Below are 22,688 nucleotides of genomic sequence, written 5' to 3' on the forward strand. Positions count from 1 at the left end.
CGTCAGAAATCCACTTTTGCTGTTTTCACAGGGTGCTAGCGCAGGGCGTCGAGTTCGATCTTGCGCCGCGCGACATAGTCCTCGAGCTCTTCGATCACGGCCGGGTCGATGGCGGGCGCCTCATACTCGTTGACCATCTGCTTCCAGATGCCGTTGGCGCGGCGGGCAGCGTCGGGGCTGCCCTTGTCCTGCCAGTTTTCGAAGTTCGACCAGTCGGAAACCAGCGGCTTGTAGAAGGCGTTCTCGTAGCGCGCCAGCGTGTGCGCGGTGCCGAAGAAGTGGCCGCCGGGGCCGACCTCCTTGATCGAGTCGAGGCCGATCGTATCGGCGTTGACGGTGAGCGGCTTCATCCAGGCGCACATCATGCGCACCATCTCGATGTCGAGGATGAACTTCTCGTAGGAGCCGACCAAGCCGCCCTCCAGCCAGCCGGCACCATGGTTGAAGACGCTTGCGTGGCCGGTCAGCGCGCCCCACAGCGACATCATGGATTCGTAAGCCGCCTGCGCGTCCGGCGCGTTCGACGCGTTGACGTTGGACGAGCGCCACGGCAAGCCGTAGCGGCGCGCCATCTGGCCGGTGGCCTGTGCGCCGAGCGTGAATTCGGGCGTGCCGAAGGCCGGCGATCCGGTCTTCATGTCGGCATTGCAGATGAAGCCGCCATAGATGTAGGGGCAACCGGGGCGGATGATCTGGGTCAGCGCGCAACAGGCCAGCGTCTCGGCATTCTGCATCACCAGCGCGCCGGCGACGGTGGCCGGCGCCATCGCGCCGGCCAGGCCGAAGGGCGTCACGCAGACGACTTGTCCGAGCCGCGCATATTCGATGACGCCTTGCGCGATCTCGCCGTCGAGCACCAGCGGCGTGTTGGTGTTGGTGTTGACGAAGAACACCGGATTGGCGGCGAGGCTGTCTTCGTCCTCGCCATACCAGATCTTGGCCATCTCGATGGCGTCGCGGGCGCGGTGACGGCCGATGGTCAGCGGCTTCCACGGCTTGTCCGAAAGCTTGCAGCAGGCGAGGTAGAAATCGAGATAGCGTGTGTCGGCCGGCAGGTCCTGGGCCTCGACGCTGGTGCCGCCCTCGATCTGCAGCACGTCGGTCATATGCGTCATCTTCAGGAAGTTTTCCTGGTCGCGAAACGTGCCGGCGCGGCGTCCGTGGTCGAGATCGGACACGAAGGGCGGACCGCTGACCGCCGTGAAGGCGACCTGGCCCTGGCCCATGAACAGCTTCTTGGCCGGATCGCGGCCACGCACGGTGACGACCGGCGGCGCCTTGGCGACCAGCGCCAGCAGGCCCTCGCGATCGAAGACGACGCGTTCGGTGGCGTGGTCGACGGCAAAGCCGGCGCTGGCGAAGAGTTTTCGCGTTTCCTCGTCCTGGATGCGCATGCCGACATCCTCGAGCACCGACATCGAAGCGTCGTGTATCGTCTCGATCTGCTCCGCGGTCAGCACCTCGATCGGGGCATACGGGTTGCGCAGTTGCAACCATTCCCTGGAGAATTCCAGTCTGCCGTCGCGCACCCTGCGCACTCTGGCCGTCGTTCGCATGCTTCCCCGCGGAGGTTCGATCTCAAGCGGCGAGTTGAGGAGCTTTGGCGAAGAACGGCAATTGAAAACGCTTCAGCCGGCAATGAGGCGATTTCGCCACCTCCGGTCAGTCCGAAACGGATTGGTCAAGCGGCGAGGGGTACGCCTGCAGGTTCGGAGGCCTCAGTCCTTAGCCCGCTCCACACAGACGCCATCAGCCGTCATCACCACCACGCATGGAAGCCAACTACGACTTCGTCGCCACCGGCGCATACTCCAGCGCCACCACACCGTTGCTGAATGGCTTGGCGGAAATCAGTTCGAGTGAGACCGGCTCGCCGGCTGAGAACAGCGGCTTGCCCTGGCCGACAGCGCCTGGATAGCTGAGCAGCCTTACGCGGTCGACAAGGCCATGGCGCAGCAATTCCTGTGCGACGCTGAGGCTGCCATGCACATAGATGTTGCCGCCGCTGCCTTGCTTCAGGACCCTGACCGCTTCCGGCAGGGGTCCCTTCAGCAATTCGGCCGGCTTCCAGTCGAGCGCCTTCAGGCTGGTCGAGGCGACATATTTCGGCAGCGTGTTGAACCGGTCGGCAAAATCTCCGGTTTCCGTGGGCCAGGAGCCGGCAAAGATCTCATAGGTCGTGCGCTCCAAAAGCATGGCGCCGCTATCGGCAAGTTCGTCCTCCTTGAACCTGTTCATCTCGTCGTTCCAGGTCACGCTGGGCAGCTTCTCAACCTCAGCAATGCCATCGACGCTGATGAATTCGGTGACGATAAGTTTTCGCATGATGCTCTCCTTTTTCCGTCAAAGGACGGCCTGCGCAGGCCCTTTGCGACATGCTGAGTGAAAAAATATAGCTTCACTTCGTTGGAGGATGGACTTCCAGCGCGAACTTGCGAGAACCAATACCGCGGGAAAAGTGAGGCAGGCCTGGACTAAAATCCCCAAGTTCGGATTTTGGTGTTACATCCGAGGCGGTTGTTCCCAAGAAGGCATTGCACGAGATCATGGGATTCGGGGTCTTCATTCACCGCTCGGATTCGCGATACAACGACCGCCCCGCAGAGCAATACCAGTTTCCTCGCCCGTATCTGCGCCGCGTTGAAGCATGTGTCGGCAAGTGGATCATTTACTATGAGCCCAGCAAGGTAAACGATACCCGGGGCTACTATGCTGTAGCGAAAGTCCAGCAGATCATTCCTGATCCTGTGATACCAGACATGTACCTCGCTCTGATTGAGGCCGGAACCTACCTCGATTTCGTCAATCCTGTTCCATTTAGCGGATCTGATGGTCTCGTCGAGCGAGGGTTGCTCAACGATGAGGGGCGGATTTCCGGCCGTGCCCAATCTGCCGTCCGCCCACTTAGCTCAAGTGACTTCAACCGCATCATCGATCTGGGCCTGGACACGAATGAGTTGTTGCTGCCGCGCGTTGATGAGGTCGGCACATTTGCCGGCTTTCAGGATGAGCAGGCGCCATTCGAAGAGCAGAGTCGTGATCGGGTAAGTTACATCGGATCGCGAATCGTGCGGGACCGCATTTTTCGTCGCATCGTCTTACGCGCCTATGACGAGCGCTGCGCGATCACCGGACTCAAGCTGATAAATGGCGGTGGCCGGGCCGAGGTTTCTGCCGCACATATTCGACCGGTTGAAGCGAACGGGCCTGATGTCGTCAACAATGGGATCGCACTGTCCGGCACTGCGCATTGGATGTTCGACCGTGGATTGATCAGCCTATCGGACGATTTGGAAATCCTGATCTCCAGACAGGTCAATGACTTCGACAGCGTGCAGGGCTTCATAAACAAGACGCGCCGCGCGCTTCCGCCTCGCCGACAGCTCGAACGCCCGCATCCTCATTTCTTGCAATGGCATCGCGAGCACTGTTTCAAGCAATAACGAGCACTGTTTCAAGCAATAAACGGTGTCTCGAAGCTGCCCGCCTGTCCATGGGAAGGCTTTGCTTACAGGCCTCCTTTGGGCGGGAAGAACCCCCTCAGTCCTTCGCCCGCTCCACATACGCGCCATCAGCCGTCATCACCACCACGCGGGTGCCCGGCGCGATGTGCGGCGGCACCAGCGTGCGCACGCCGTTGGACAGCACGGCCGGCTTGTAGGAGGACGAGGCCGTCTGTCCCTTGGTCGTCGGCTCGGTTTCCACCACTTCGAAGGTGGCGCGCTGCGGCAGCACCAGGGAAATGGCAATGTTATTGAACTGTGACACCTGCACGGCCATGCCTTCCAGCAGGTAAGGCGCCATGTCGCCGACGACGGCTTCCGACACCGCCACCTGGTCGTAGCTTTCCGGGTTCATGAAATGAAAGCCTTCGCCGTCGCGATAGAGGAACGTGTGCTCGCGCTCTTCCACATAGGCGCGCTCCACCTGTTCGGTGGTGCGGTAGCGCTCCGAAACCTTCACCCCGTCGCCGATGCGGCGCATGTCGAGCTGCGTCACCGGCGTGCCCTTGCCTGGGTGGATGTTTTCGGCAAAGAGGATCACATAAAGCTTGCCGCCCTTGTCGACGACATTGCCTTTGCGGAGCGAACTGGCGATGACTTTCACCACGGTTTTAAATCCTGCAAGAAGAGTTGACTGGCGTTTGCCGGCTAGTGCGGCGCTGGATGGGGGCCTACCGCATCTTGGCCGCCGCCGCCAGCCCCATTCCACCATGATCCGAGCCCGATGACCGAAGCTTCGCCCTGGTGGACACCGCATGTCCATGCCGACCGCCGCCCGCGGCTGATGCTGCGCAACGGCATCGCCGCCGGCCTGCGCGACTGGTTCGCCGCCCATGATTTCGTCGAGGTGGAAACGGCAGCCCTGCAGGTCTCGCCCGGCAATGAGGCGCATCTGGCGGCTTTCGCCACGGAAGCGATCGGGCCGGATGGCGCGCGGTCGCCGCTCTATCTCCACACCTCGCCGGAATTCGCCTGCAAGAAGCTGCTCGCCGCCGGTGAAGTCAGGATTTTCAGCTTCGGTCCGGTCTACCGCAACCGCGAGCGCGGCCCCTTGCACCATCCCGAATTCACCATGCTCGAATGGTATCGGGTGGGCGAGGCCTATGAGAGCCTGATGCTGGATTGCGCCGCCTTTCTGGCGCTGGCCGCGACGAGGGCAGGGGCGACGCGTTTTTCCTTCCGGGGCCGCGACTGCGATCCGTTTGCCGAGCCGGAACGGCTGACGGTGGCGGACGCCTTCACCCTCCATGCCGGCATCGACCTGCTGGCCACGGTCGCCCCAGACGGCAGCACCGACCGCGACGCGCTGTACGCCGCTTTGAACCGGGCCGGCCTGCGCACCGCGCCCGACGACAGCTGGGCCGACCTGTTCAGCCGGGTGATGGTGGAAAAAATCGAACCGTTCCTTGGGCAAGGGCGGGCGACCATCCTGTGCGAATATCCGGTGGCCGAAGCGGCACTGGCGCGGCCGAGCCCGAGCGACCCGCGCGTCGCCGAGCGCTTCGAGCTTTATTGCTGCGGCGTCGAGCTCGCCAACGGTTTTGGCGAACTCACCGACGCCGAGGAGCAGCGCCGGCGCTTCGTCATCGAGATGGACGAGAAACAACGCATCTATGGCGAACGCTATCCGCTGGACGAGGATTTTCTCGCCGCCCTTGCCGTCATGCCGCCGGCCAGCGGCATCGCGCTGGGCTTCGACCGGCTGGTGATGCTGGCGACCGGCGCGCAAAAGATCGACGATGTGATCTGGACGCCTGTCGCGGCGTCCTGATCTGCCCTTCGAGGCTCGCTGCCGGCCTGCTCAATGCGCGAAAATCTGCTCCAGTGAGCGAAAGCCCTTGAATTCCAAAGCATTGCCCGAGGGGTCGCGGATGAACAGCGTCGCCTGCTCGCCGGGCTCGCCCTTGAAGCGGACCATCGGCCGTTCCAGCCAGTCGATGTCGTCGCGCGCCTCCAGCCGCGTCGCCAGGCGCTGCCAATCGTCCATCAAGAGCACGGCGCCGAAATGCGGGATCGGCACGGTGATGCCGTCGACCTTGCCGTCACTGGGAGCCTGTGCGGCCCGCGGCCGCAGATGCGCCGACATCTGGTGGCCGAACAGGTCGAAGTCGACCCAGGTCGTTGACGAACGGCCGATCGCGCAGCCCAGCACTTGGCCATAGAAAACGCGGGTTTCATCGAGATCACGGACCGGGAAGGCGAGATGGAACGGCGTCATCGAAATGTTTCGAGCAGACTGTGGACTGATTTGCGTCACAGGTTTCGCGATTTGAACCGTCAACCCTGCATCTTGATTGAAGCCTATGCCATTGCACAAGCCGGACCGGAACAATAGATGGGTGGGCAACGGCCAGACGCCGGCCGCACCAGCAGGATTTCAGGCATGACCGATATATCAGACGCAGCAAAATTGACCGACCGTGTCGCGGCTCTGGTCGAGGCTGCCAAGAAGGCCGGCGCCGATGCTGCCGACGCGGTGGCCGTGCGCGGCCGCTCGACCGGGGTGTCGGTCCGTCTCGGCAAGGTCGAGGGTACCGAATCGTCCGAGAGCGAGGATGTCGCGCTGCGCGTTTTCGTCGGCGGTCGGGTGGCGAGTGTCTCGGCGACGGCAGCGTCCGACCCGAAAACACTGGCCGAGCGCGCCGTGGCGATGGCGAAAGTGTCGCCCCAGGATCCCTATCAAGGGCTGGCCGACCCGGCATTGCTCGCCAAACAGACGCGCGATCTCGACCTGTTCGACGCCACCGAAGTGTCGGCCGACCAGTTGAAGGAAGCAGCCCTTGCGGCGGAAGCAGCGGCCCTTGCCGTCAAGGGCGTGACCAATTCGGCCGGCGCCAGCGCCGGTGCCGGCCTTGGCGGCCTGGTGCTGGCCACCTCGCACGGTTTCCTCGGCCACTATGTCGGCTCGCGCTTCTCGCGCTCGGCCAGCGTCATCGCCGGCGAGGGCACCGGCATGGAGCGCGACTATGAATTCTCCTCGCGCCAGCATTTTGCCGATCTCGATGCGCCCGAAGAAATCGGCCGCAAGGCCGGTGAACGCGCCGTGCGCCGCATTGGCGCGCGCAAGGCGGCGACCGGGCCGGTCGACGTGGTGTTCGACCCGCGCGTCGCGCGCGGCATCGCCGGCCATCTTGCCGGCGCCATCAACGGTGCCTCGGTCGCCCGCAAGACGTCCTTCCTGCGCGACATGATGGGCAAGCAGGTGGCCGCGTCCGCCATCACCGTCACCGACGAGCCGCTCAGGCTGCGTGGCCAGGCCTCGCGTCCGTTCGACGGCGAAGGCGTCGAGGGCGAAAAGTTGTTGATGGTCGAAAAGGGCGTGCTCAACCACTGGTTCCTGTCGACATCGGCCGCGCGCGAGCTTGGTCTGACCACCAATGGGCGCGGCGCGCGCGGGGGCTCTTCCGTGACGCCATCCTCGACCAATCTCGCCGTCGAGCCGGGCGAACGCTCGCCGGAAGAGCTGATCAAATCGCTCAAGACCGGATTCTACGTCACCGAGGTGTTCGGCCAGGGTGTCGACATGATCACCGGCGAATACAGCCGTGGCGCCTCCGGCTTCTGGATCGAGAATGGCGAGCTTGCCTATCCGGTCGCCGAGGTCACCATCGCCTCGAACCTGAAGACCATGTTCCTCAACATGGTGCCGGCTAATGACCTCGACCGCAATTTCGGCACCGCGGCCCCGACGCTCCTGATCGAAGGCATGACCCTTGCCGGACCATGACCTGACCACAGCCGGGGCCACCGAAGACTTGTCGCTGCTGCGCGATGCCGCCCGCGAGGCGGGGATCATCGCCATGCGCTATTTCGGCAACAGCCCGCAAGTCTGGATGAAGGGCGGCACATCGCCGGTCAGCGAGGCCGACCATGCCGCCGACGCCTATCTGCGCGAAACGCTGCTGGCGGCGCGGCCAGACTATGGCTGGCTGTCAGAAGAGACGGTCGACGATCCGGTTCGGCTTTCGGCACGCCGCACCTTCGTCGTCGACCCGATCGACGGCACGCGCGGTTTCCTGGAAGGCCAGCGCACCTGGTGCGTCAGCGTTGCCGTCGTCGAGCATGGCCGCACGCTGGCCGGCGTGCTGGAATGCCCGGCGATGGAAGAGACCTATTGGGCACTGCCCGGCCAGGGCGCCTTCCGCAACGGCAAGCGCATTGCGGTGCGCAAGCTGTCGGATACGGCCGAGATTTCCGGGCTGAAGCAGTTGACCGACCTGATGCCGGCCGAGTGGCAGGCGCGGCTGAAGCGGGCGCCCTACAGCCCTTCGCTCGCCTATCGGCTGGCCATGATTGCCAATGGCGCGCTGGATGCCACTTTCGTCAAACCGAACGCGCATGACTGGGACATTGCCGCGGCCGATCTCATCTTGCGCGAGGCCGGCGGTCAGTTGCTCGACCAGCATGGCCGCGCCCCGCTCTATGCCGGCGAGGTGACCCGTCATGGCGCGCTTGCCGCCGGCAGCGGTGAATTACTGGCCGTGCTCGCCGGCGTCATCGCCGGGCTGGATGCGTGAAAGCGTTTTCCCGAGCGAGATGAATTCATCTCGCTCTAAAGGTTCCAAAGTCGGCGGCTTTGGTCTAGACCTGTCACAAACTCACGATATGTGAAGGACCGACATGGCCGCGGAAGACGGAAAGAAACAGCTTTTGCATCTGGTGTTCGGTGGCGAACTGAAGAAGCTTGGCGGCACCGATTTCCGCGATCTCGACGGGCTCGACATCGTCGGCATCTATCCGGACTATCAATCCGCGCACACGGCGTGGAAAGCCAAGGCGCAAGCCAGCGTGGACAATGCCCACATGCGTTATTTCGTCGTTCATCTGCACCGGCTGCTGGACCCCGACAACAAGGCTGCCGGTTGACTTCGATGGAGCATGATCTGGCGAAAGGGCCAGCAAGCGAGGCCGCGCCAACGGGCAGGGGACGCAGCCGCACGACCAAGGCCTTCTGGCGCAAGATTCGCCATCCGCTGGCGCAGTCGCGATTCGTCAAGAACGCCATCGCCAGCCTGTTTGCCCAGTTTGTCCGGTTCGTGCGCCTCACCAATCGCGTCGTCGAAGGATCGGCGCGGTTTTCGGGCGGGGCCTATACCGAGTTCGAGCCGGGCATCATCGCCCTGTGGCACGGCCAGCATCTGCTGACGCCAGCCTACTATCCCAGGCGCAAGCCGCTGGTCGCCATGGTCTCACGCAGCGCCGATGCCGAGCTCAATGCGTTGATGCTGGAGAAATTCGGCATCGAGGCGGTGCGCGGTTCGGGTGGGCGTGAAAATGCCAGGCATCTCGACAAGGGCGGGGCAAAAGCACTTATCGCCCTGAAAAAGTCGCTCAGCGCCGGCAAGAACGTCGCCATGATAGCAGACATTCCGCACGGTACGCCGCGAGACGCAGGGCTTGGTATCGTTCTCCTGGCGCGGCTCTCCGGTCGGCCACTGCTGCCTGTCGCCATCACCACCAGCCGCCGCAAGGTGCTGGAGAAGAGCTGGGACAAGACCACCATCAACCTGCCGTTCGGCCGCTCGTCGATCGTCATCGGCACGCCGATCTTCGTGGCGGCCGGCGCCGATGAAGCCGAAATGGAGCGCAAGCGCCAGGAAGTGACGGTCGCGCTCAATGCCGCGACCGCCGAGGCCTACCGTCTCGTGGATGCTCCGCGATGAGCGGTTTCTGGGCGCGAACCATGCTGTCGGCATACCGTTTTGCCGGTGCCGCCGCCTATCCGCTGGTCGGACCCTATGTCGCCTGGCGCACCTCGCAGGGCAAGGAAGACCGCAACCGCCGCCGCGAGCGCTATGGCGTCGCCGGCCGCGCGCGCCCCGACGGGCCGGTGATCTGGATCCATGCCGCGAGCGTCGGTGAGACAATAGCCGTCGTTCCGCTGGTCGAAAGCATTCTCGACTATGGCGTCAACATCGTGCTGACGACCGGCACCGTCACTTCGGCGCAGGTCGCCGACGAGCGGCTCGGTGACCGCATCATCCACCAGTATGTACCGCTCGACCTCAAGCCGGCGGTCAGCCGGTTCCTCGATCACTGGCAGCCGGATCTGGCGATCATCGCCGAATCAGAGATCTGGCCGATGACTATCCTCGAGCTTGGCGCACGCCGCGTGCCGCAGGTGCTGGTCAATGGCAGGCTGTCCGACCGCTCGTTCAAGTCGTGGAAGAAACGGGCCAACATCGCCGAGGCGTTGTTCGAGAACCTGGCTCATGTCGTGGCGCAATCGGATGTCGATGGCGAGCGGTTTCTGGCTCTCGGCGCGCGGCCGGTGACGGTGTCGGGCAACCTCAAGGTCGATACCTCGCCGCCGCCTGTCGACGAACGGGTGCTGGCGACGCTGCGGCGGCAGATCGGCGCGCGCCCCACCTGGGCGGCGATCTCGACCCATGACGGCGAAGAGGTGGTCGCCGCCGAAGTCCACGCGACACTGCACAAGCGTCACCATGGTCTTCTGACGATCGTCGTTCCGCGCCATCCCGATCGCGCCGAGGCGCTTGCGGCACAGATTTCCGGCATGGGCCTGAAGGTCGCGCGGCGCAGCAAGGGTGACAGGATCACCGCCGACACCGACATATTGCTTGGCGATACGATCGGCGAGATGGGGCTCTATCTCAGGCTGACGGAAATCGCCTTCGTCGGCCGCTCGCTGACCTCCGAGGGTGGCCAGAACCCGCTGGAGCCGGCCATGCTCGACACGGCGGTTCTCGCCGGACGCAATGTGCAGAATTTTCGCGAGGCCTACCAGCGCCTGCTCGACAGCGGTGGCGCCAAGTTGGTGCGTGATCGCGACATGCTGGCCGGCGCCGTCAATTTCCTGCTGACCAATGAAGTGGCGCGTCACGAGATGATGGCGGCGGGAGTGGCGACCGTCGACGAGATGCGCGGTGCGCTGGCGCGCACGCTGAAATCGCTTGAGCCTTACATCCAGCCGCTGGTCGTCAAGTCGCGCCTGAAGGGCGCGAACGGGCGCTAACGTGGCTTCCGAAGCACCACCATTCTGGTGGGAAGAGCCGGACTGGCGGGTCCTGGCACTGTCGCCGCTGTCGGCCATCTACGCGGCCGCCGCCGGCCGCGGCATGCGGCGGGCCAAGCGCGAGAAGATCGAGGCACCGGTTCTGTGCATCGGCAATTTCACCGTCGGCGGCACCGGCAAGACCCCCGTGGCCATCGCGCTCGCCGAACAGGCCAGGCGCATGCATCTGAAACCTGGCTTCCTGTCGCGCGGCCATGGCGGCTCCTTCGCCGAGCCGCATGTCGTCGATATCGATCACGACAGCGCCAGGCATGTCGGCGACGAACCGCTGCTGCTCGCCGAACACGCGCCGGTGGCGGTGACGCCGAACCGCGCCGCCGGCGCCCGGCTGCTGCTGGAACGGCATGGCTGCGATTTCCTGATCATGGACGATGGGTTCCAGAGCGCCCGCATCCACATCGACTACGCGCTGGTCGTCGTCGATGCGCGCTACGGGATCGGCAATGGCCGCGTCATTCCGGGCGGTCCGCTCCGGGCCAAGGTCGTCGACCAACTGGTTTTCACCAGCGGGCTGTTGAAGATGGGCGAGGGCACCGCAGCCGACGCCGTGGTTCGCCAGGCGGCGCGCGCCGGCCGGCCGATCTTCGAGGCCCATACGAAGCCAAACGGTAAGGCAGGGCTTGCCGGCAAGCGGTTCCTCGCCTTCGCCGGTATCGGCCATCCCGATAAATTCTTCGACACAGTGCGCGAGGCCGGCGGCGAGCTGGCATTGACGCGGCCGTTTCCGGACCATCATTTCTATGCCGAGGACGAGCTTGCCGAACTGGCGGCGACCGCACGCGCCGAAGGCGTTGGCCTCATCACCACCGCCAAGGACGCCGCCCGGCTGCGCCATGGCGCGACGCAAGACTTTCTCGACCGGCTCGAGGTGCTGGAGATCGATACGGTCTTCGAGCTCGACAATGTTCCCGAGCGCATCATAAACGAAACGCTCGATGCCTGGCGCCAGCGCAAGCTGAAGGGCTAAAGCAATTCCAGGAAAAGTGTGAAACGGTTTTCCCGGGAAAAGCGCATAGCGCTTTCCCTTGGGAATTGCGTCAGACAAAGAGCTAGAGCGGTTCGCCGCTCCGTGAAACGGGGAACTGCTCTAGAGCGGGATGAGATTAGTTTCGGTCATAGCCGGAGTTTTCGAAGTAGTGTGAGCACTCTGCCGGTGTGACGCGATTGAGGGTTTGGCCGATCGCGTCGCAGACGGCTTCGACGGTTCGGCTTGCGGCCTTTCTCAGCCAGTGCTTGAGCTTTGAAAAGAGCTGCTCGATCGGATTGAGGTCGGGCGAGTATTTCGGCAGGAAGAAGAGCCTTGCGCCGGCGGCGCGTATGGCGCGGCGCACCGCCTTGCCTTTGTGCGAGCCGAGATTGTCCATGATGACTATATCCCCCGGCTGGAGGGTCGGCGCGAGAACCTTCTCGACATAGAGGAGGAACCTCTCGCCGTTGATCGGCCCATCGATCAGCCAAGGCGCATCGACGCGATCGTGGCGCAGCGCGGCCAGGAAGGTCATGGTCTTCCAGTGGCCGTGCGGCACTTTGGCCTTGATGCGCTGGCCCACCGGCGCCCAGCCCCTGAGCGGCGACATGTTGGTCTTGGTCCAGGTCTCGTCAATGAAGACCAGTCGCGTGGGATCGATCCGGCCCCGATACTTCGTCCACTGCAGCCGCCGTCGCGCGACATCGGGACGATCCTGTTCGGCGGCGATCAGCGTCTTTTTTTGTGAGTGAGCTTCTCGGCATGCACGAACTCCCATACCGAACGGTAGTCGACCTTCAGACCACGCTCACCAAGCTCGGCCACAAGGCCGCGCAAGGTGAAGTCCCCGTCGTGACAGCGCTCGATCAGCCAGTCGCGCCACGCTCCCGAGAGTTTCTTCGGTTTGTAGCCGCCCACCTGGCGAGGCGCGGCACTGCCAGTCTCTTCAACACGCTTAAGCCACGCAATGGCCGCGCTATAGCTGACGCCAAATCGAGCCGCCGCGGCGCGCCGCGAGAGCCCTTCCGTCTTAACCGCGGCGACAACCCGCTCGCGAAGGTCCATCGAATATCCTGCCATCCATACTGGCCTCCTCCAGTATGAAGGTTGAATCAGAACAAAGGTGATTTGGGAATCCCACGACTCTTACAAATCCCATCCCGCTCTAGCCGCGCTTACGCAGCTCCGGGTGCATCTCGATTTCGCGGCGCAACGATGCGGTGGCGTTGATGTAGGGCTCTTGCCTGGCGACGCTCCAGTATTTCAGCTCATCGAGCGGAATGCTTTCGCCTGTTACCGCGCAGCGCACGAATGCGCCGGGGCTGGTAACCTGGAAGTCGCCATCGAGATAGCGGATACGGGCTTCCTTGCCGCCAGGGCCTTCGAAACGGTTCATCATGCAGGGACGCCGAGGTTCATGGGGATTTCATCGCCATAAATTCCCGGCGAGGTCAAGCACGTGACAAGCCTGAGACAATGCTGAACCCCTATTGTTGGGCAGAAAAACGCTCTTGTCGGGGCACAATGGACATTTCCTCCGCTCGCCTTGCCGCCTTGCTTAGGGAAGCGATGACGCCCCAGGCCGTGCCGTCGGCAAAGGCCGATCCGGTCAAAACGGCATTGGTGAAGGCGCTGGTGGCGCCGCCGGCTCCGTCCGGCGCGCTTGTTCGCCCGGCAGAGACGCCGATCTTGCCGATGTTGTTGACGGCAATAGCCGCAAAAGCGCAGCAGACAGCCTCGGCCGAGATAATGCAGGCTTATCTGGCAGTGGCGGAACCGGACGGCGAAACAGCCGGCGATGCCGCGCAGGCGGCGACTGCGGCAAGGAGACCGGCGGACGGCGACACTGCCCAACGCGCCTTGGCGATACCGCTGGCAAGGGCCGATGAGGGTGCAACTGCAAGGCCGGCAGCACTGCCATGGCTGACGTTTCTCGCGCCCATGGTTTTCCCGCCGCGACGCGCTTCCATCGCCAGTTCGGCGAGAGAGCAAGGGCAGTTGGCTTCTCGGTCAGGCGATGCGGCCCGGCCTGAAAACAGACAGATGAGCGTCGGATTGATGTCGCTCGCGGCCGGGTTTCTGGCCGCGGCGATTATCGGTTTTGTGTTGCTGGTGGTTCGCTAACCCTCGGCCTCGATGAAGGCTTCCATCTTTTCCGGCGCCAGCCCTGCCTGCACCGCGATACGGCGCGCCAGTTCTGCCGCTGCAGCACGCGGCCGTCCCATCGGCCGGTCGAGCCAGTAGGACACCGGATTGAGCGCGGTGCGCTCGTCGACGGGAGTGATGCGGCCCGACTTCAATTGATGCCCGGTCAGCGGCGGGCGCGCCAGCGCGATGCCGAGCCCATAGGCGGCGGCGTCGAGCACCAGATTGTAGTCCTCGAAGCGGCGATCCTGCGGGCGCGGGCGGTAATCCATGCCTTGCTCGGCAAACCAGGCGCGCCAGGCCGACGCGTCGGAATCGTTGATCAGCGGAAATTTGAGCAGCCGGGCAGGGTCGCCGCGCCCGATCTCGCGGGCAAGCTCGGGCGACGCGACGGGGAAGACATGTTCCTCGAAAAGTTGCACCGAGATACGGCCCGGAATGCCGCCGCGTCCGCAGCGGATCGACAGATCAATGCCTTCATCGGCAAGGTCGGCCTGGCGGATATCGACGTCGAGCACGATGCGCAGCTTGGAGGGATCGTTTTCCAGTGCCGCCATGCGCGGCATCAGCCACAGTCCGCTGACCGAGGGGATCGAGGTCAGCCGCACCACCGCCGTGCCGCGCGGCTCGACCCAGCGGTCGGAATGGGTGGATATCAGCGCGAAGGCTTCCGCCGTGCGCAGATGCAGCCTGTTGCCCTCGATCGTCAACGAGACGCCGCGCGCGCCGCGATCGAAGACTTTCAGTCCCAGCCAGTCTTCGAGCTTGGCGATCTGCCGGCTGACGGCGCCGTGGGTGATGTTGAGCTTTTCGGCGGCCGCCGAAAAGCTGCCTGTTCGCGCCGCGGCGTCGAAGGCGCGCAGCGTTTCGAGCGGCACCATTGGGTCTGAGCTGTGATCCATAGTCACAGCTGATCCTCGATCTGGTCGTTTGTCAACCGGCCCGAAAAGGCGTTTTCTGCCTTTCAGGACCGAAGAACACGAGGGCAGTGAGATGAACGCAATGACGGGCACGTTGAATTCGACACAGCGGATGGACATGACGGCAGCCATCGCGGTGGCGCTGACGGTGGTTGGCTGGGCCTCTGCCTTTCCGGCGATCCGCGCCGGCCTCGCCGCCTTCGGGCCGCTGGAACTGGGCGCGTTGCGCTTTGCCATCGCCGCGGTCCCGGCGGCGATCTTCCTCGCCGTCAAGCGCCCGGCGCTGCCCAGGCTGGACGAAGTGTGGCGCCTCGTCTTTGGCGGCGCTATCTTCGTCGCGCTCTACACCGTAATGCTCAATTTCGGCGAACTGACCGTCTCGGCCGGTGCCGCCGGCTTCATTATCAATGTCAGCCCGATCTTCACCGCCATCATGGCAATGGCGCTGCTCGGCGAACGTTTTTCGGGCATGGCCTGGGCCGGCACGGTGATTTCCTTCGCCGGCATCGGCGTCATCGCCATGGCCGACGGGCAGGGCCTGTCTTTTAACACCGGTGCTCTGTTGGTGCTTGGTTCGGCCTTGTGCTCGGCCGTCAACACCATCGTCCAGAAGCCGCTGTTTGCCCGCCACCATCCGTTGACCATTTCGGCTTCGAACATGGTGCTCGGCGCGCTCTGCCTGGCGCCGTTCCTGCCGAGCGGCTTTGCGCAGGCAGCGGTTGCCAACGCCGCCGGCCTCGGCGCTGTGATCTTTCTTGGCATCGTGCCCAGCCTGATCGCCTATGCCGCCTGGGCGACCGCGCTGTCGCGTCTGCCCGCGGCGCGCGCCTCGAATTTCCTGTATCTGGTCTCGCCGGTGTCGGCGCTCATCGGCTTCTTCTGGCTGGGCGAAGTGCCGACGCTGCTCGGCATCCTTGGCGGCGCGCTAGCGCTCGGCGGCGTCATCGTGGTGAATTTGAAGAGGTAAAACAAAAGGCAGGAGCCGTCTCCGGACTCAAATCCCGAGCCGTGCCCGCTGTGATGCAGACATGCGCCAGGCGGGCGGCTATGGTGAGCCGCTTTTGTGGAACACAGCGGGGTCGGGATGGGAAGAGGGTTCATATTCGCAATTTTTTGTGCGCTGCTGCTGAGCGGGAAGGCCGTCGCGGGTTGGTATCACGTAGAGAATTACGAAGGGTCCATCGGCTCCCAGCCCGTTCATGTCTCGCTTCAGACATATGACGGCTTCGGCAGCGGCATAACCGTTGAGGGAAGTTACTCCTACGACGCGAAACAAAGCCCTATAGCGGTGTTCGGCAAGCTCAACGGCACCAGGCTCGCGCTCTGCGAGATCTCGAACGACAAGGAGTTCGACCGGATATTGGTGGTTGGATCAAAGGTCCCCGTCGACACCACCGAATGCCCGTTTTCCCTCGACATGGCTGAAAGCGGCGCGACAGGCACCTGGAGCAAGGGGGCAGACACGTATCCCGTCACGCTCAGGAAGGTCGCGAGTCTGGACGATACTGGCGACCCAAAGATCGACGGGACCGTCGAGATTCCCTTCTGGGCCGAAACAGCCGCCGACAGGTTTGCCGGTGTTTATACGAACACCGACTCAGGCACTTGCATGGCGAAAATGCAGGTCATCAAAAAGAGCAGCAGGAAGGTCGTTCAGGAGATCGCCTTCGATGATGATGGCTGCAACGCCGGCATGCTGATGACGTCCATCTATGCGAACGTCCAGAAGTGGGCCGAGCGAGGCAAGGACATCATTTCGGTGAATTTTCGAGGTGGCGGCGCCGGATATACGATGGACTATGCCTTTGACCGCAAGACCAAAAAGTACCGCCAGAGGAAATGAAGCGGGACGTCGATAGCAAGACCTCAACGCCGCCCGAACAGCCTTTCGATATCCGCCAGCTTGAGCTCGATGTAGGTCGGGCGGCCGTGGTTGCAGGTGCCGGAGCCGGGCGTCGCCTCCATCTGCCGCAACAATGCATTCATCTCCTCGGCCTTGAGCAGGCGGCCGGAGCGCACCGAACCGTGGCAAGCCATGGTCGCGGCGATCTTGTCCAGCCGCTCTTTCAGCGTGTCGACCGTATCATTGTCGGCGATCTCGTCGGCGAGGTCACGCACCAACTGCTGGACATTCGTTTCGCCCAGCATCGACGGCGTCTCACGCACGGCGACAGCACCGGGGCCGAAGCGCTCGATGCCGAGGCCGAAGCGGGCCAGCGTTTCCGAATGCAGCGCCAGCCGCTCGGCATCCTCCTCGGGCAGATCGATGATCTCCGGTAAAAGCAGCATCTGCGAGGGCACGGGGCGCGAATGCAGCGCATTCTTCAGCGCCTCGTAGACCAGACGCTCATGCGCCGCATGCTGGTCGACGATGACGAGCGAATCCCTGGTTTGCGCGACGATGTAGTTCTCATGCACCTGCGCACGCGCCGCACCCAGCACTGCGCCAAGCAGCGTCTCGGCCGCCTCGCTCTGGCCGGCGCGCGCGTCTGCGCTATGCTGCGCACCGGCGTCGAATGCTGCCTGTTCGTTTTCGCCGAAGCCGCCCTTGGCAAACCCCGTGTTTTCAAATCCCATGTCGAGCGGCCGCTGCGACGAGCGGACCGGATCGAAGTTGGACGTACCTGACGCGCGGTAGGCCGCGTCGTAGCTGCGGTGGCCGTTTGCCGGGCCGCCGTGACCATAGGATGCCGCACCTGGCCGGAACGCCGCCATCATGCCCGCAGCGCCCGTGGTGGCAGCGCGGATACCGGAATCGGCCAGCGCCTGGCGGATGGAACCGACGATCAGCCCGCGCACCAGTCCGGGATCGCGGAAGCGCACATCGGCCTTGGCCGGGTGGACATTGACGTCGACGATGGCCGGATCGAGCGACAGGAACAGCACCGTGACCGCATGGCGGTCGCGCGGCAGGACGTCGGCATAGGCACCGCGAATGGCGCCGGCGATCAGCTTGTCGCGCACCGGCCGGCCATTGACATAGGCATATTGCTGCAGCGCATTGGCGCGGGTGACGGAGGGGATCGAGACGTGGCCGGTCAGATGCACGCCTTCGCGCATCGCCTCGATGGCAATGGAATTGTCGGGAAATTCGGCGCCCATCACCTGGGCGATGCGACGCAGGCTGCCCGCCGCGCTGTCGTCGGTCGCCGGCAGTTCCAGCGTCGAGCGGTCCGAGCCGGCCAGCGTGAAGCGCACGGTGGGGAAGGCGATGGCAATGCGCTTGATCACGTCACTGGTCGCGGAGCTTTCGGCGCGTTCGCCTTTCATGAATTTCAGCCGGGCCGGCGTTGCGAAGAACAGGTCGCGCACCTCTACCGTCGTGCCGCGATTGGCCGCCGCCGGTCTGACGGGCAAGACGCGGCCACCCTCGATGCCGATCTCGGCGGCACTGTCGCCGGCGGCCGTACGCGAACGGATCGACAGCCGCGACACCGAGCCGATCGACGGCAGCGCTTCACCGCGGAAGCCGAGGGAGCGGATGTCGTTGATATCCTCGGTGAGCTTGGAGGTGCAGTGACGCGCGATCGCCAGCGCCAGTTCCTGTTCGGGGATGCCGGAGCCGTCATCGGTGACGCGGATCAGGTTCAGCCCGCCACCGGCGGTGACGATCTCCACCCTGCCGGCACCGGCATCCAGCGCATTCTCGACCAGTTCCTTGACCACGCTTGCCGGACGCTCGATGACTTCGCCGGCGGCGATCTGGTTGATCATCGTTTCTGAAAGCTGGCGGATGGGCATGCGACCACTATAGGCGGATTCGGGTCGTGCGGGAGAGGCATAGTCACGAAAGCGGTGAATCAGTTCGCGGCATGGATTACGCCTGCGCCACCAGCCAATCCCTCACCTTCCGCGCATTGTCGCTGAGCTCGCGGTTCTTTGGCCAGATGACGTAGAATCCGATGCCGGTCCTCAGCACATGATCCGTCACCGGCACCAACAGTCCTGATGCCACGAGGCGCTCGACGAGATGCCGCCAGCCGAGCGAGATGCCTTGTCCCTCCATGACCGCCTGAATCACCAAGGCATAGTCATTGATGCGCAACCCGCGCTCGGCATTGCGGAGGCTGGTTCCGGCCGCCGCGAACCATTCGTCCCAGTTCGGCGCCTCGCGGTAGGGCTCCTCGAGATGGATCAGCCGGTGCATGGCAAGTTCAGCGACGGTCTCCGGCAACCCAAACTTCGCCAGATAACTGGGGCCCGCCACCGGGAAGATCTCCTCGTCGGCAAGCGACAGCGAATGATAATCCGGCCAGTCGCGCGGCACGCCGCCGCGCACGCCGAGCGGGATGCCTTCGGCGATGATGTCGAGATCGCGGTCGGCGGTCTGGATGCGCAGATCAACGCCCGGCAGTTCGTCGCGGAATTGCTGCAGGCGCGGCATCATCCAGAACGAGCCGAAGGCGGTCGAGGCGGCCAGCGTGACATGGCCGCCGGTCGCCTGCAGGCGCAGATCTTCCGCCGACTTGCGGATATGCGACAGCCCGAGTGAGACGTCGGCGTGGAAGCGCTCGCCGGCCTCTGTCAGGATGACCTGGCGGTGGCGGCGCTGGAACAGCTTGGCGCCGAGCTGTTCTTCCAGCCCGCGCACCGCATAGGAGACGGCGGCCTGCGTCATGCCGAGCTCGCGCCCGGCAGCGGTGAAGCTCGACAGCCGCCCGGCCGCCTCGAAGACGATCAGGCTGCCGGCGGAGGGCAGGAGATGGCGCAGGCTTCGCATAAGGAGAGTTTATACAAGAGATCAGGATTTTCCAGCGTCACAGCTACATTTCGTCTCGCTAAGTTGACGGTCAGTTGGAGGATAAGTTGCCATGAATGCACCGGCCGTTGAAGTGACCGAACCTGCCAACCGTCGAGCGGGTGGCCGCGTAGGGCGCAAGACACTGCGGGGAATTCCCATGGCGTCGTTTCCGACCCTGGTCCGCAAGATCCCGGTGTATCAGATGGTCCCGGATGAGGCGGTGGAGCTGATCCACCAGGAATCACTCAGCATCCTCGAAGAGGTGGGATGCGAATTCCGCGACGACGAGGCCATTGCGCTCTGGAAGGCGGCGGGCGCCGATGTCTCCGAGACGCGTGTCCGGATCGACCGCGCGCTCCTGATGGAGCTCGTATCGAAGGTCCCGTCGGAGTTTACGCTCAATGCTAGGAATCCGCACCGTTCGGTGCGCGTGGGCGGAAACAACTCCATCTTCGTGCCGATGTACGGGGCGCCTTACGTGCGCGACCTCGACAACGTCAGGCGCTATGGCACGCTCGCCGACCTTCAGAATTTCCATAAGCTCGCCTACATGGCGCCAGCACTGCACTCGTCGAGCTCGGTCATCTGCGAGCCGATGGAAATTGCGGTGCCGAAGCGTCACCTCCACATCATCCATTCGGCGCTGAAGCACTCGGACAAGCCTTTCATGGGCATCGTGACGTCCAAGGAACGAGCCGAAGACACGATGGCGATGGCAGGCATCGTGTTTGGTGAAGACTATGTCCGCGACAACCCGGTGCTGGTGTCGATCACCAACTGCAATTCGCCGCTGGTATGGGATGCCACCATGCTGGACGCGATGAAGGTCTATGCGCGCCACAACCAGCCACTGATCCTGGCGCCCTTCGCGCTCTGCGGCGCCTCGACTTCGGCCTCTGCCGTGGGAGCGGTCGCGCAGGTCAATGCGGAAGCGCTGGCAGGCGTCGCGTTCACCCAGCTGCTGCGTCCGGGTTCGCCGCAGCTCTACGGACAGTTCATGGTTACGGTCGACATGAAGACCGGTGCTCCCATGGGCGGCACGCCGGAGGCAGCCCAGATGATGTATCTGATGGGAGCACTGGCGCGGAAATACCGCCTGCCGTGGCGCACCTCGGGCTTCCATGTCGGGTCGAAGCTGAACGACGCCCAGGCGGGCTACGAGGCGAACATGCTGATGCATGCCGCCATCCTCTCCGGCGCCAACTACATCTGGCATTCCGCCGGATGGCTCGAGGCCGGTCTGAGCTGCGGCTATTCAAAATTCGCAACGGACTGCGAACAGCTTGTCGGCTGGTACAAATATGCGGGCGGGCTCCCGTTCGACGATTTTAAGGAGGCCATGGCGGCAATCCGCGAGGTCGGCCCTCAGGGCCATTTCCTCGGCACCAAGCACACGCTCGAACATTTCGAGTCGGCCTTCTTCATACCCAGCATCATGGACTTCAATTCGTACGAACAGTGGAAGGCGGAGGGTGCAAAGGACCACGACACGCGCGGTCGCGAGAAAGCGCGCAACATGCTGGCGGATTATCAGGAGCCGAAGCTCGATGAGGGCATCGCGGAGGGGCTGACGGATTTCATTGCGCGGCGTGAGGAAAAACTGCCGGACAGCGTTAGTTGATGTGACAGGCGAAGACCTGATGGAACCACCAAGGGAGGAAAATATGACACTCTTCAGAAGCAATGGCGACCGCGTGCCGGGCGCTATCGAGGCAATGGCGAATGAGACGCGTGCGGGCCATATGGACCGGCGCGAATTCCTGGCGCTGGCCAGCGTATTCGGTGCATCGACGGCTTTCGCCTACAGCATGATCGGCCTCGCCGCGCCGACCAAAGCCCTGGCCGATGAACCGAAAAAGGGTGGAACGCTGCGTGTCGCCATGTCGGTCAAGGCGCAGAAGGATCCGCGCACCTATGACTGGACCGAGATGGCAAACGTCACCCGTTGTTGGCTGGAGCCGCTCGTCCGCTACACGCACCAGTTCACTTTCGAGCCGGTCCTGCTCGAAAGCTGGGACGTCAATGACGACGCCACCGAATACACACTGCATCTGCGCAAAGGCATCACCTGGAACAATGGCGATGCCTTCAATGCCGATGACGTGGTCTCCAATCTGAACCGCTGGTGCGAAAAAGGTGCTTCCGGCAATTCCATGGCAGCACGCGTCGGTGCGCTGATCGACACAACGACCGGCAAGGCCAAGGATGGCGCCATCACCAGGGTCGACGACCACACGGTCAAGCTGAAGCTGTCCGAACCCGACATCGCGATCATACCGGGATTCACCGACTATCCGGCGCTGGTTGTGCATCGCGACTTCGACAAGGATGGCGCCGACCCGATCAAGAAGCCGATCGGCACCGGACCTTTCGAACTGGTGTCCTATGCGGTGGGTACGAAGGCGGTCGTCAAGCGTCGCGAGAACGGCAAGTGGTGGGGTGGTGAAACGCCGCTCGACGGTGTCGAGTTCATCGACTACGGCACCGACTTCAACGCCACGCTGAATGCCTTCGAGTCCGGCGAGATCGATCTCGATTTCGAAACGCCGGCCGACTTCATCGACGCCCTTGACAAGATGGATCTGGTGAAATCGGAGGTGGCGACGGCGACGACGCTGGTTGCCCGAACCAACATCACCCACAAGCCCTATGACGACCAGCGGGTGCGCAATGCGCTGCAGATGGCCGTTGACAACAATGCCGTCATGCAACTCGGCTACGCCGGGCTCGGCACGGTCGGCGAGAACCACCACGTCGCCCCGATCCATCCCGAATATTATCCGCTGCCCAAGAAGACACGCGATGCCGCGGCCGCCAAGAAGCTGATGGCGGATGCCGGGCAAGCCGACTTCGAGCACGAGCTGATCACCGTCGAGGACGAATGGCAGAAGAACACCGGCGATGCGATCGCCGGCCAGCTGCGCGATGCCGGCATCAAGGTCAAGCGCACGGTGCTGCCGGGTTCGACCTTCTGGAACGACTGGACGAAGTATCCCTATTCCATGACGATCTGGTACATGCGCCCGCTTGGCGTCCAGGTGCTGGCGCTCGGCTATCGCTCGGGCGAGGCCTGGAACGAAACGGCCTATGCCAACCCGGATTTCGACGCCAAGCTCAAGCAGGCGCTTTCGCTGGCCGATCCCGCCAAGCGCAAGGAGGTGATGAAGGACGTCGAGCAGATCCTCCAGGATTCCGGCGTCATCATCCAGCCGTTCTGGCAGAAGCTTTACTGCCACATGAGCAAGAAGGTGAAGAACTACGGGATGCACCAGACCTACGAAATGGACTTCCAGAGCGTTTGGCTGGACGCCTGATTTAATTCCCGAGACTTGCAAGCAACCGCCGCCGGCACCTCTGACAAAGGTGCTGGCGGCCC

22 protein-coding genes are annotated in these 22,688 nt (G+C 63.5%); 13 read left to right on the forward strand and 9 right to left on the reverse strand.

The features are described from left to right. Positions 1-35: 35 nt before the first annotated feature. Both ACFOJ9_RS12250 and ACFOJ9_RS12255 read right to left on the reverse strand, forming a co-directional pair. Positions 36-1,556 carry a trimethylamine methyltransferase family protein gene (locus ACFOJ9_RS12250; protein WP_378979114.1) on the reverse strand — a complete coding sequence of 507 codons (1,521 nt, stop codon included), beginning with the start codon at positions 1,554-1,556 and terminating at the stop codon, positions 36-38. A 226-nt stretch (positions 1,557-1,782) separates the two neighbouring features. Next, positions 1,783-2,325: a dihydrofolate reductase family protein gene (locus ACFOJ9_RS12255; RefSeq protein WP_378979115.1), complete on the reverse strand. Its 543-nt coding sequence runs from the start codon at positions 2,323-2,325 to the stop codon at positions 1,783-1,785. A gap of 221 nt (positions 2,326-2,546) precedes the next feature. Here ACFOJ9_RS12255 and ACFOJ9_RS12260 point away from each other — a divergent pair, with 221 nt between their 5' ends. Next, complete coding sequence (locus ACFOJ9_RS12260; RefSeq protein ID WP_378987730.1) at positions 2,547-3,443, forward strand: HNH endonuclease; 897 nt, start codon at positions 2,547-2,549, stop codon at positions 3,441-3,443. Positions 3,444-3,540: 97 nt separating this feature from the next. Here the strand turns inward: ACFOJ9_RS12260 and efp are convergent, their stop codons facing one another. Then, complete coding sequence (gene efp, locus ACFOJ9_RS12265) at positions 3,541-4,110, reverse strand: elongation factor P (RefSeq protein ID WP_378979116.1); 570 nt, start codon at positions 4,108-4,110, stop codon at positions 3,541-3,543. A 117-nt stretch (positions 4,111-4,227) separates the two neighbouring features. On the opposite strand from efp, the gene epmA reads away from it, so the two are divergent. Then, positions 4,228-5,274 carry an EF-P lysine aminoacylase EpmA gene (gene epmA / locus ACFOJ9_RS12270; protein WP_378979117.1) on the forward strand — a complete coding sequence of 349 codons (1,047 nt, stop codon included), beginning with the start codon at positions 4,228-4,230 and terminating at the stop codon, positions 5,272-5,274. A 30-nt stretch (positions 5,275-5,304) separates the two neighbouring features. Here the strand turns inward: epmA and ACFOJ9_RS12275 are convergent, their stop codons facing one another. Beyond that, the gene (locus ACFOJ9_RS12275; protein ID WP_378979118.1) at positions 5,305-5,721 is read right to left on the reverse strand and encodes a VOC family protein; all 417 of its coding nucleotides are present in this window, start codon (positions 5,719-5,721) and stop codon (positions 5,305-5,307) included. Positions 5,722-5,886: 165 nt separating this feature from the next. Here ACFOJ9_RS12275 and ACFOJ9_RS12280 point away from each other — a divergent pair, with 165 nt between their 5' ends. From ACFOJ9_RS12280 to lpxK, 6 genes are all read left to right on the forward strand, one after another. Further along, on the forward strand, positions 5,887-7,230 hold the full coding sequence (locus tag ACFOJ9_RS12280) for a TldD/PmbA family protein (protein ID WP_378979119.1): 1,344 nt from the start codon (positions 5,887-5,889) through the stop codon (positions 7,228-7,230). After that, positions 7,217-8,020, forward strand: a complete 804-nt coding sequence (locus tag ACFOJ9_RS12285; RefSeq protein WP_378979120.1) for a 3'(2'),5'-bisphosphate nucleotidase CysQ — start codon at positions 7,217-7,219, stop codon at positions 8,018-8,020. The genes ACFOJ9_RS12280 and ACFOJ9_RS12285 overlap by 14 nt, the downstream gene beginning before the upstream one ends. Before the next feature lie 103 nt (positions 8,021-8,123). Continuing rightward, positions 8,124-8,369, forward strand: coding sequence for a DUF4170 domain-containing protein (locus tag ACFOJ9_RS12290; RefSeq protein ID WP_056593794.1), 246 nt, complete (start codon positions 8,124-8,126; stop codon positions 8,367-8,369). Positions 8,370-8,374: 5 nt separating this feature from the next. After that, positions 8,375-9,166: a lysophospholipid acyltransferase family protein gene (locus tag ACFOJ9_RS12295; RefSeq protein WP_378979121.1), complete on the forward strand. Its 792-nt coding sequence runs from the start codon at positions 8,375-8,377 to the stop codon at positions 9,164-9,166. Next, positions 9,163-10,479 carry a lipid IV(A) 3-deoxy-D-manno-octulosonic acid transferase gene (gene waaA, locus ACFOJ9_RS12300; RefSeq protein WP_378979122.1) on the forward strand — a complete coding sequence of 439 codons (1,317 nt, stop codon included), beginning with the start codon at positions 9,163-9,165 and terminating at the stop codon, positions 10,477-10,479. Before ACFOJ9_RS12295 ends, waaA begins: the two co-directional genes overlap by 4 nt. Before the next feature lies 1 nt (position 10,480). Further along, positions 10,481-11,506 (forward strand): tetraacyldisaccharide 4'-kinase, encoded by a 1,026-nt coding sequence (lpxK, locus tag ACFOJ9_RS12305; RefSeq protein WP_378979123.1) that lies wholly within the window; start codon positions 10,481-10,483, stop codon positions 11,504-11,506. A gap of 136 nt (positions 11,507-11,642) precedes the next feature. Here the strand turns inward: lpxK and ACFOJ9_RS12310 are convergent. Beyond that, positions 11,643-12,586, reverse strand: a protein-coding gene (locus tag ACFOJ9_RS12310; protein WP_378977816.1) for an IS630 family transposase whose coding sequence is annotated in 2 segments (ribosomal slippage) — positions 11,643-12,251 and positions 12,254-12,586 — 942 coding nt in all. Because the reading frame shifts where the segments join, the coding sequence is not laid out codon by codon here. An 85-nt stretch (positions 12,587-12,671) separates the two neighbouring features. Then, positions 12,672-12,905, reverse strand: coding sequence for a DUF2093 domain-containing protein (locus ACFOJ9_RS12315; protein WP_136620990.1), 234 nt, complete (start codon positions 12,903-12,905; stop codon positions 12,672-12,674). 170 nt (positions 12,906-13,075) lie between these two features. Here ACFOJ9_RS12315 and ACFOJ9_RS12320 point away from each other — a divergent pair, with 170 nt between their 5' ends. Then, the gene (locus tag ACFOJ9_RS12320) at positions 13,076-13,630 is read left to right on the forward strand and encodes a hypothetical protein (protein ID WP_378979124.1); all 555 of its coding nucleotides are present in this window, start codon (positions 13,076-13,078) and stop codon (positions 13,628-13,630) included. Here the strand turns inward: ACFOJ9_RS12320 and ACFOJ9_RS12325 are convergent. Further along, positions 13,627-14,553, reverse strand: a complete 927-nt coding sequence (locus ACFOJ9_RS12325) for a LysR family transcriptional regulator (protein WP_378979125.1) — start codon at positions 14,551-14,553, stop codon at positions 13,627-13,629. The two genes, ACFOJ9_RS12320 and ACFOJ9_RS12325, sit on opposite strands and share 4 nt — an antisense overlap. Positions 14,554-14,644: 91 nt before the next feature. Between ACFOJ9_RS12325 and ACFOJ9_RS12330 the strand changes: the two genes are divergently transcribed. Together ACFOJ9_RS12330 and ACFOJ9_RS12335 are read left to right on the forward strand one after the other, a co-directional pair. Beyond that, positions 14,645-15,538 carry a DMT family transporter gene (locus ACFOJ9_RS12330; protein WP_378979126.1) on the forward strand — a complete coding sequence of 298 codons (894 nt, stop codon included), beginning with the start codon at positions 14,645-14,647 and terminating at the stop codon, positions 15,536-15,538. 96 nt (positions 15,539-15,634) lie between these two features. Then, on the forward strand, positions 15,635-16,414 hold the full coding sequence (locus ACFOJ9_RS12335) for a hypothetical protein (RefSeq protein WP_378979127.1): 780 nt from the start codon (positions 15,635-15,637) through the stop codon (positions 16,412-16,414). 23 nt (positions 16,415-16,437) lie between these two features. Here the strand turns inward: ACFOJ9_RS12335 and mutL are convergent, their stop codons facing one another. Further along, entirely contained in the window at positions 16,438-18,312 is a 1,875-nt protein-coding gene (gene mutL, locus ACFOJ9_RS12340) for a DNA mismatch repair endonuclease MutL (protein ID WP_378979128.1), read from the reverse strand. 76 nt (positions 18,313-18,388) lie between these two features. After that, positions 18,389-19,291: a LysR substrate-binding domain-containing protein gene (locus ACFOJ9_RS12345; protein ID WP_378979129.1), complete on the reverse strand. Its 903-nt coding sequence runs from the start codon at positions 19,289-19,291 to the stop codon at positions 18,389-18,391. A gap of 91 nt (positions 19,292-19,382) precedes the next feature. On the opposite strand from ACFOJ9_RS12345, the gene ACFOJ9_RS12350 reads away from it, so the two are divergent. Beyond that, on the forward strand, positions 19,383-20,933 hold the full coding sequence (locus ACFOJ9_RS12350) for a trimethylamine methyltransferase family protein (protein WP_378979130.1): 1,551 nt from the start codon (positions 19,383-19,385) through the stop codon (positions 20,931-20,933). A gap of 43 nt (positions 20,934-20,976) precedes the next feature. Next, entirely contained in the window at positions 20,977-22,626 is a 1,650-nt protein-coding gene (locus ACFOJ9_RS12355; RefSeq protein WP_378979131.1) for an ABC transporter substrate-binding protein, read from the forward strand. Positions 22,627-22,688: the final 62 nt, after the last annotated feature.

The sequence above is a fragment of the Mesorhizobium cantuariense genome, from assembly GCF_042647205.1.
GTDB classification, from domain to species: Bacteria; Pseudomonadota; Alphaproteobacteria; order Rhizobiales; family Rhizobiaceae; genus Mesorhizobium; species Mesorhizobium cantuariense.

Excerpts from the sequence above, each read along its gene's own strand:
- ACFOJ9_RS12325 (WP_378979125.1), bottom strand. The coding sequence starts at position 14,553 with ATGGATCACAGCTCAGACCCAATGGTGCCGCTCGAAACGCTGCGCGCC.
- ACFOJ9_RS12280 (WP_378979119.1), top strand. The coding sequence starts at position 5,887 with ATGACCGATATATCAGACGCAGCAAAATTGACCGACCGTGTCGCGGCT.
- ACFOJ9_RS12315 (WP_136620990.1), bottom strand. The coding sequence starts at position 12,905 with ATGATGAACCGTTTCGAAGGCCCTGGCGGCAAGGAAGCCCGTATCCGC.
- ACFOJ9_RS12290 (WP_056593794.1), top strand. The coding sequence starts at position 8,124 with ATGGCCGCGGAAGACGGAAAGAAACAGCTTTTGCATCTGGTGTTCGGT.
- ACFOJ9_RS12260 (WP_378987730.1), top strand. The coding sequence starts at position 2,547 with ATGGGATTCGGGGTCTTCATTCACCGCTCGGATTCGCGATACAACGAC.
- ACFOJ9_RS12250 (WP_378979114.1), bottom strand. The coding sequence starts at position 1,556 with ATGCGAACGACGGCCAGAGTGCGCAGGGTGCGCGACGGCAGACTGGAA.
- ACFOJ9_RS12330 (WP_378979126.1), top strand. The coding sequence starts at position 14,645 with ATGAACGCAATGACGGGCACGTTGAATTCGACACAGCGGATGGACATG.
- ACFOJ9_RS12345 (WP_378979129.1), bottom strand. The coding sequence starts at position 19,291 with ATGCGAAGCCTGCGCCATCTCCTGCCCTCCGCCGGCAGCCTGATCGTC.
- waaA (WP_378979122.1), top strand. The coding sequence starts at position 9,163 with ATGAGCGGTTTCTGGGCGCGAACCATGCTGTCGGCATACCGTTTTGCC.
- ACFOJ9_RS12350 (WP_378979130.1), top strand. The coding sequence starts at position 19,383 with ATGAATGCACCGGCCGTTGAAGTGACCGAACCTGCCAACCGTCGAGCG.
- ACFOJ9_RS12320 (WP_378979124.1), top strand. The coding sequence starts at position 13,076 with ATGACGCCCCAGGCCGTGCCGTCGGCAAAGGCCGATCCGGTCAAAACG.
- ACFOJ9_RS12295 (WP_378979121.1), top strand. The coding sequence starts at position 8,375 with ATGGAGCATGATCTGGCGAAAGGGCCAGCAAGCGAGGCCGCGCCAACG.
- ACFOJ9_RS12275 (WP_378979118.1), bottom strand. The coding sequence starts at position 5,721 with ATGACGCCGTTCCATCTCGCCTTCCCGGTCCGTGATCTCGATGAAACC.
- ACFOJ9_RS12355 (WP_378979131.1), top strand. The coding sequence starts at position 20,977 with ATGACACTCTTCAGAAGCAATGGCGACCGCGTGCCGGGCGCTATCGAG.
- ACFOJ9_RS12255 (WP_378979115.1), bottom strand. The coding sequence starts at position 2,325 with ATGCGAAAACTTATCGTCACCGAATTCATCAGCGTCGATGGCATTGCT.
- mutL (WP_378979128.1), bottom strand. The coding sequence starts at position 18,312 with ATGCCCATCCGCCAGCTTTCAGAAACGATGATCAACCAGATCGCCGCC.
- epmA (WP_378979117.1), top strand. The coding sequence starts at position 4,228 with ATGACCGAAGCTTCGCCCTGGTGGACACCGCATGTCCATGCCGACCGC.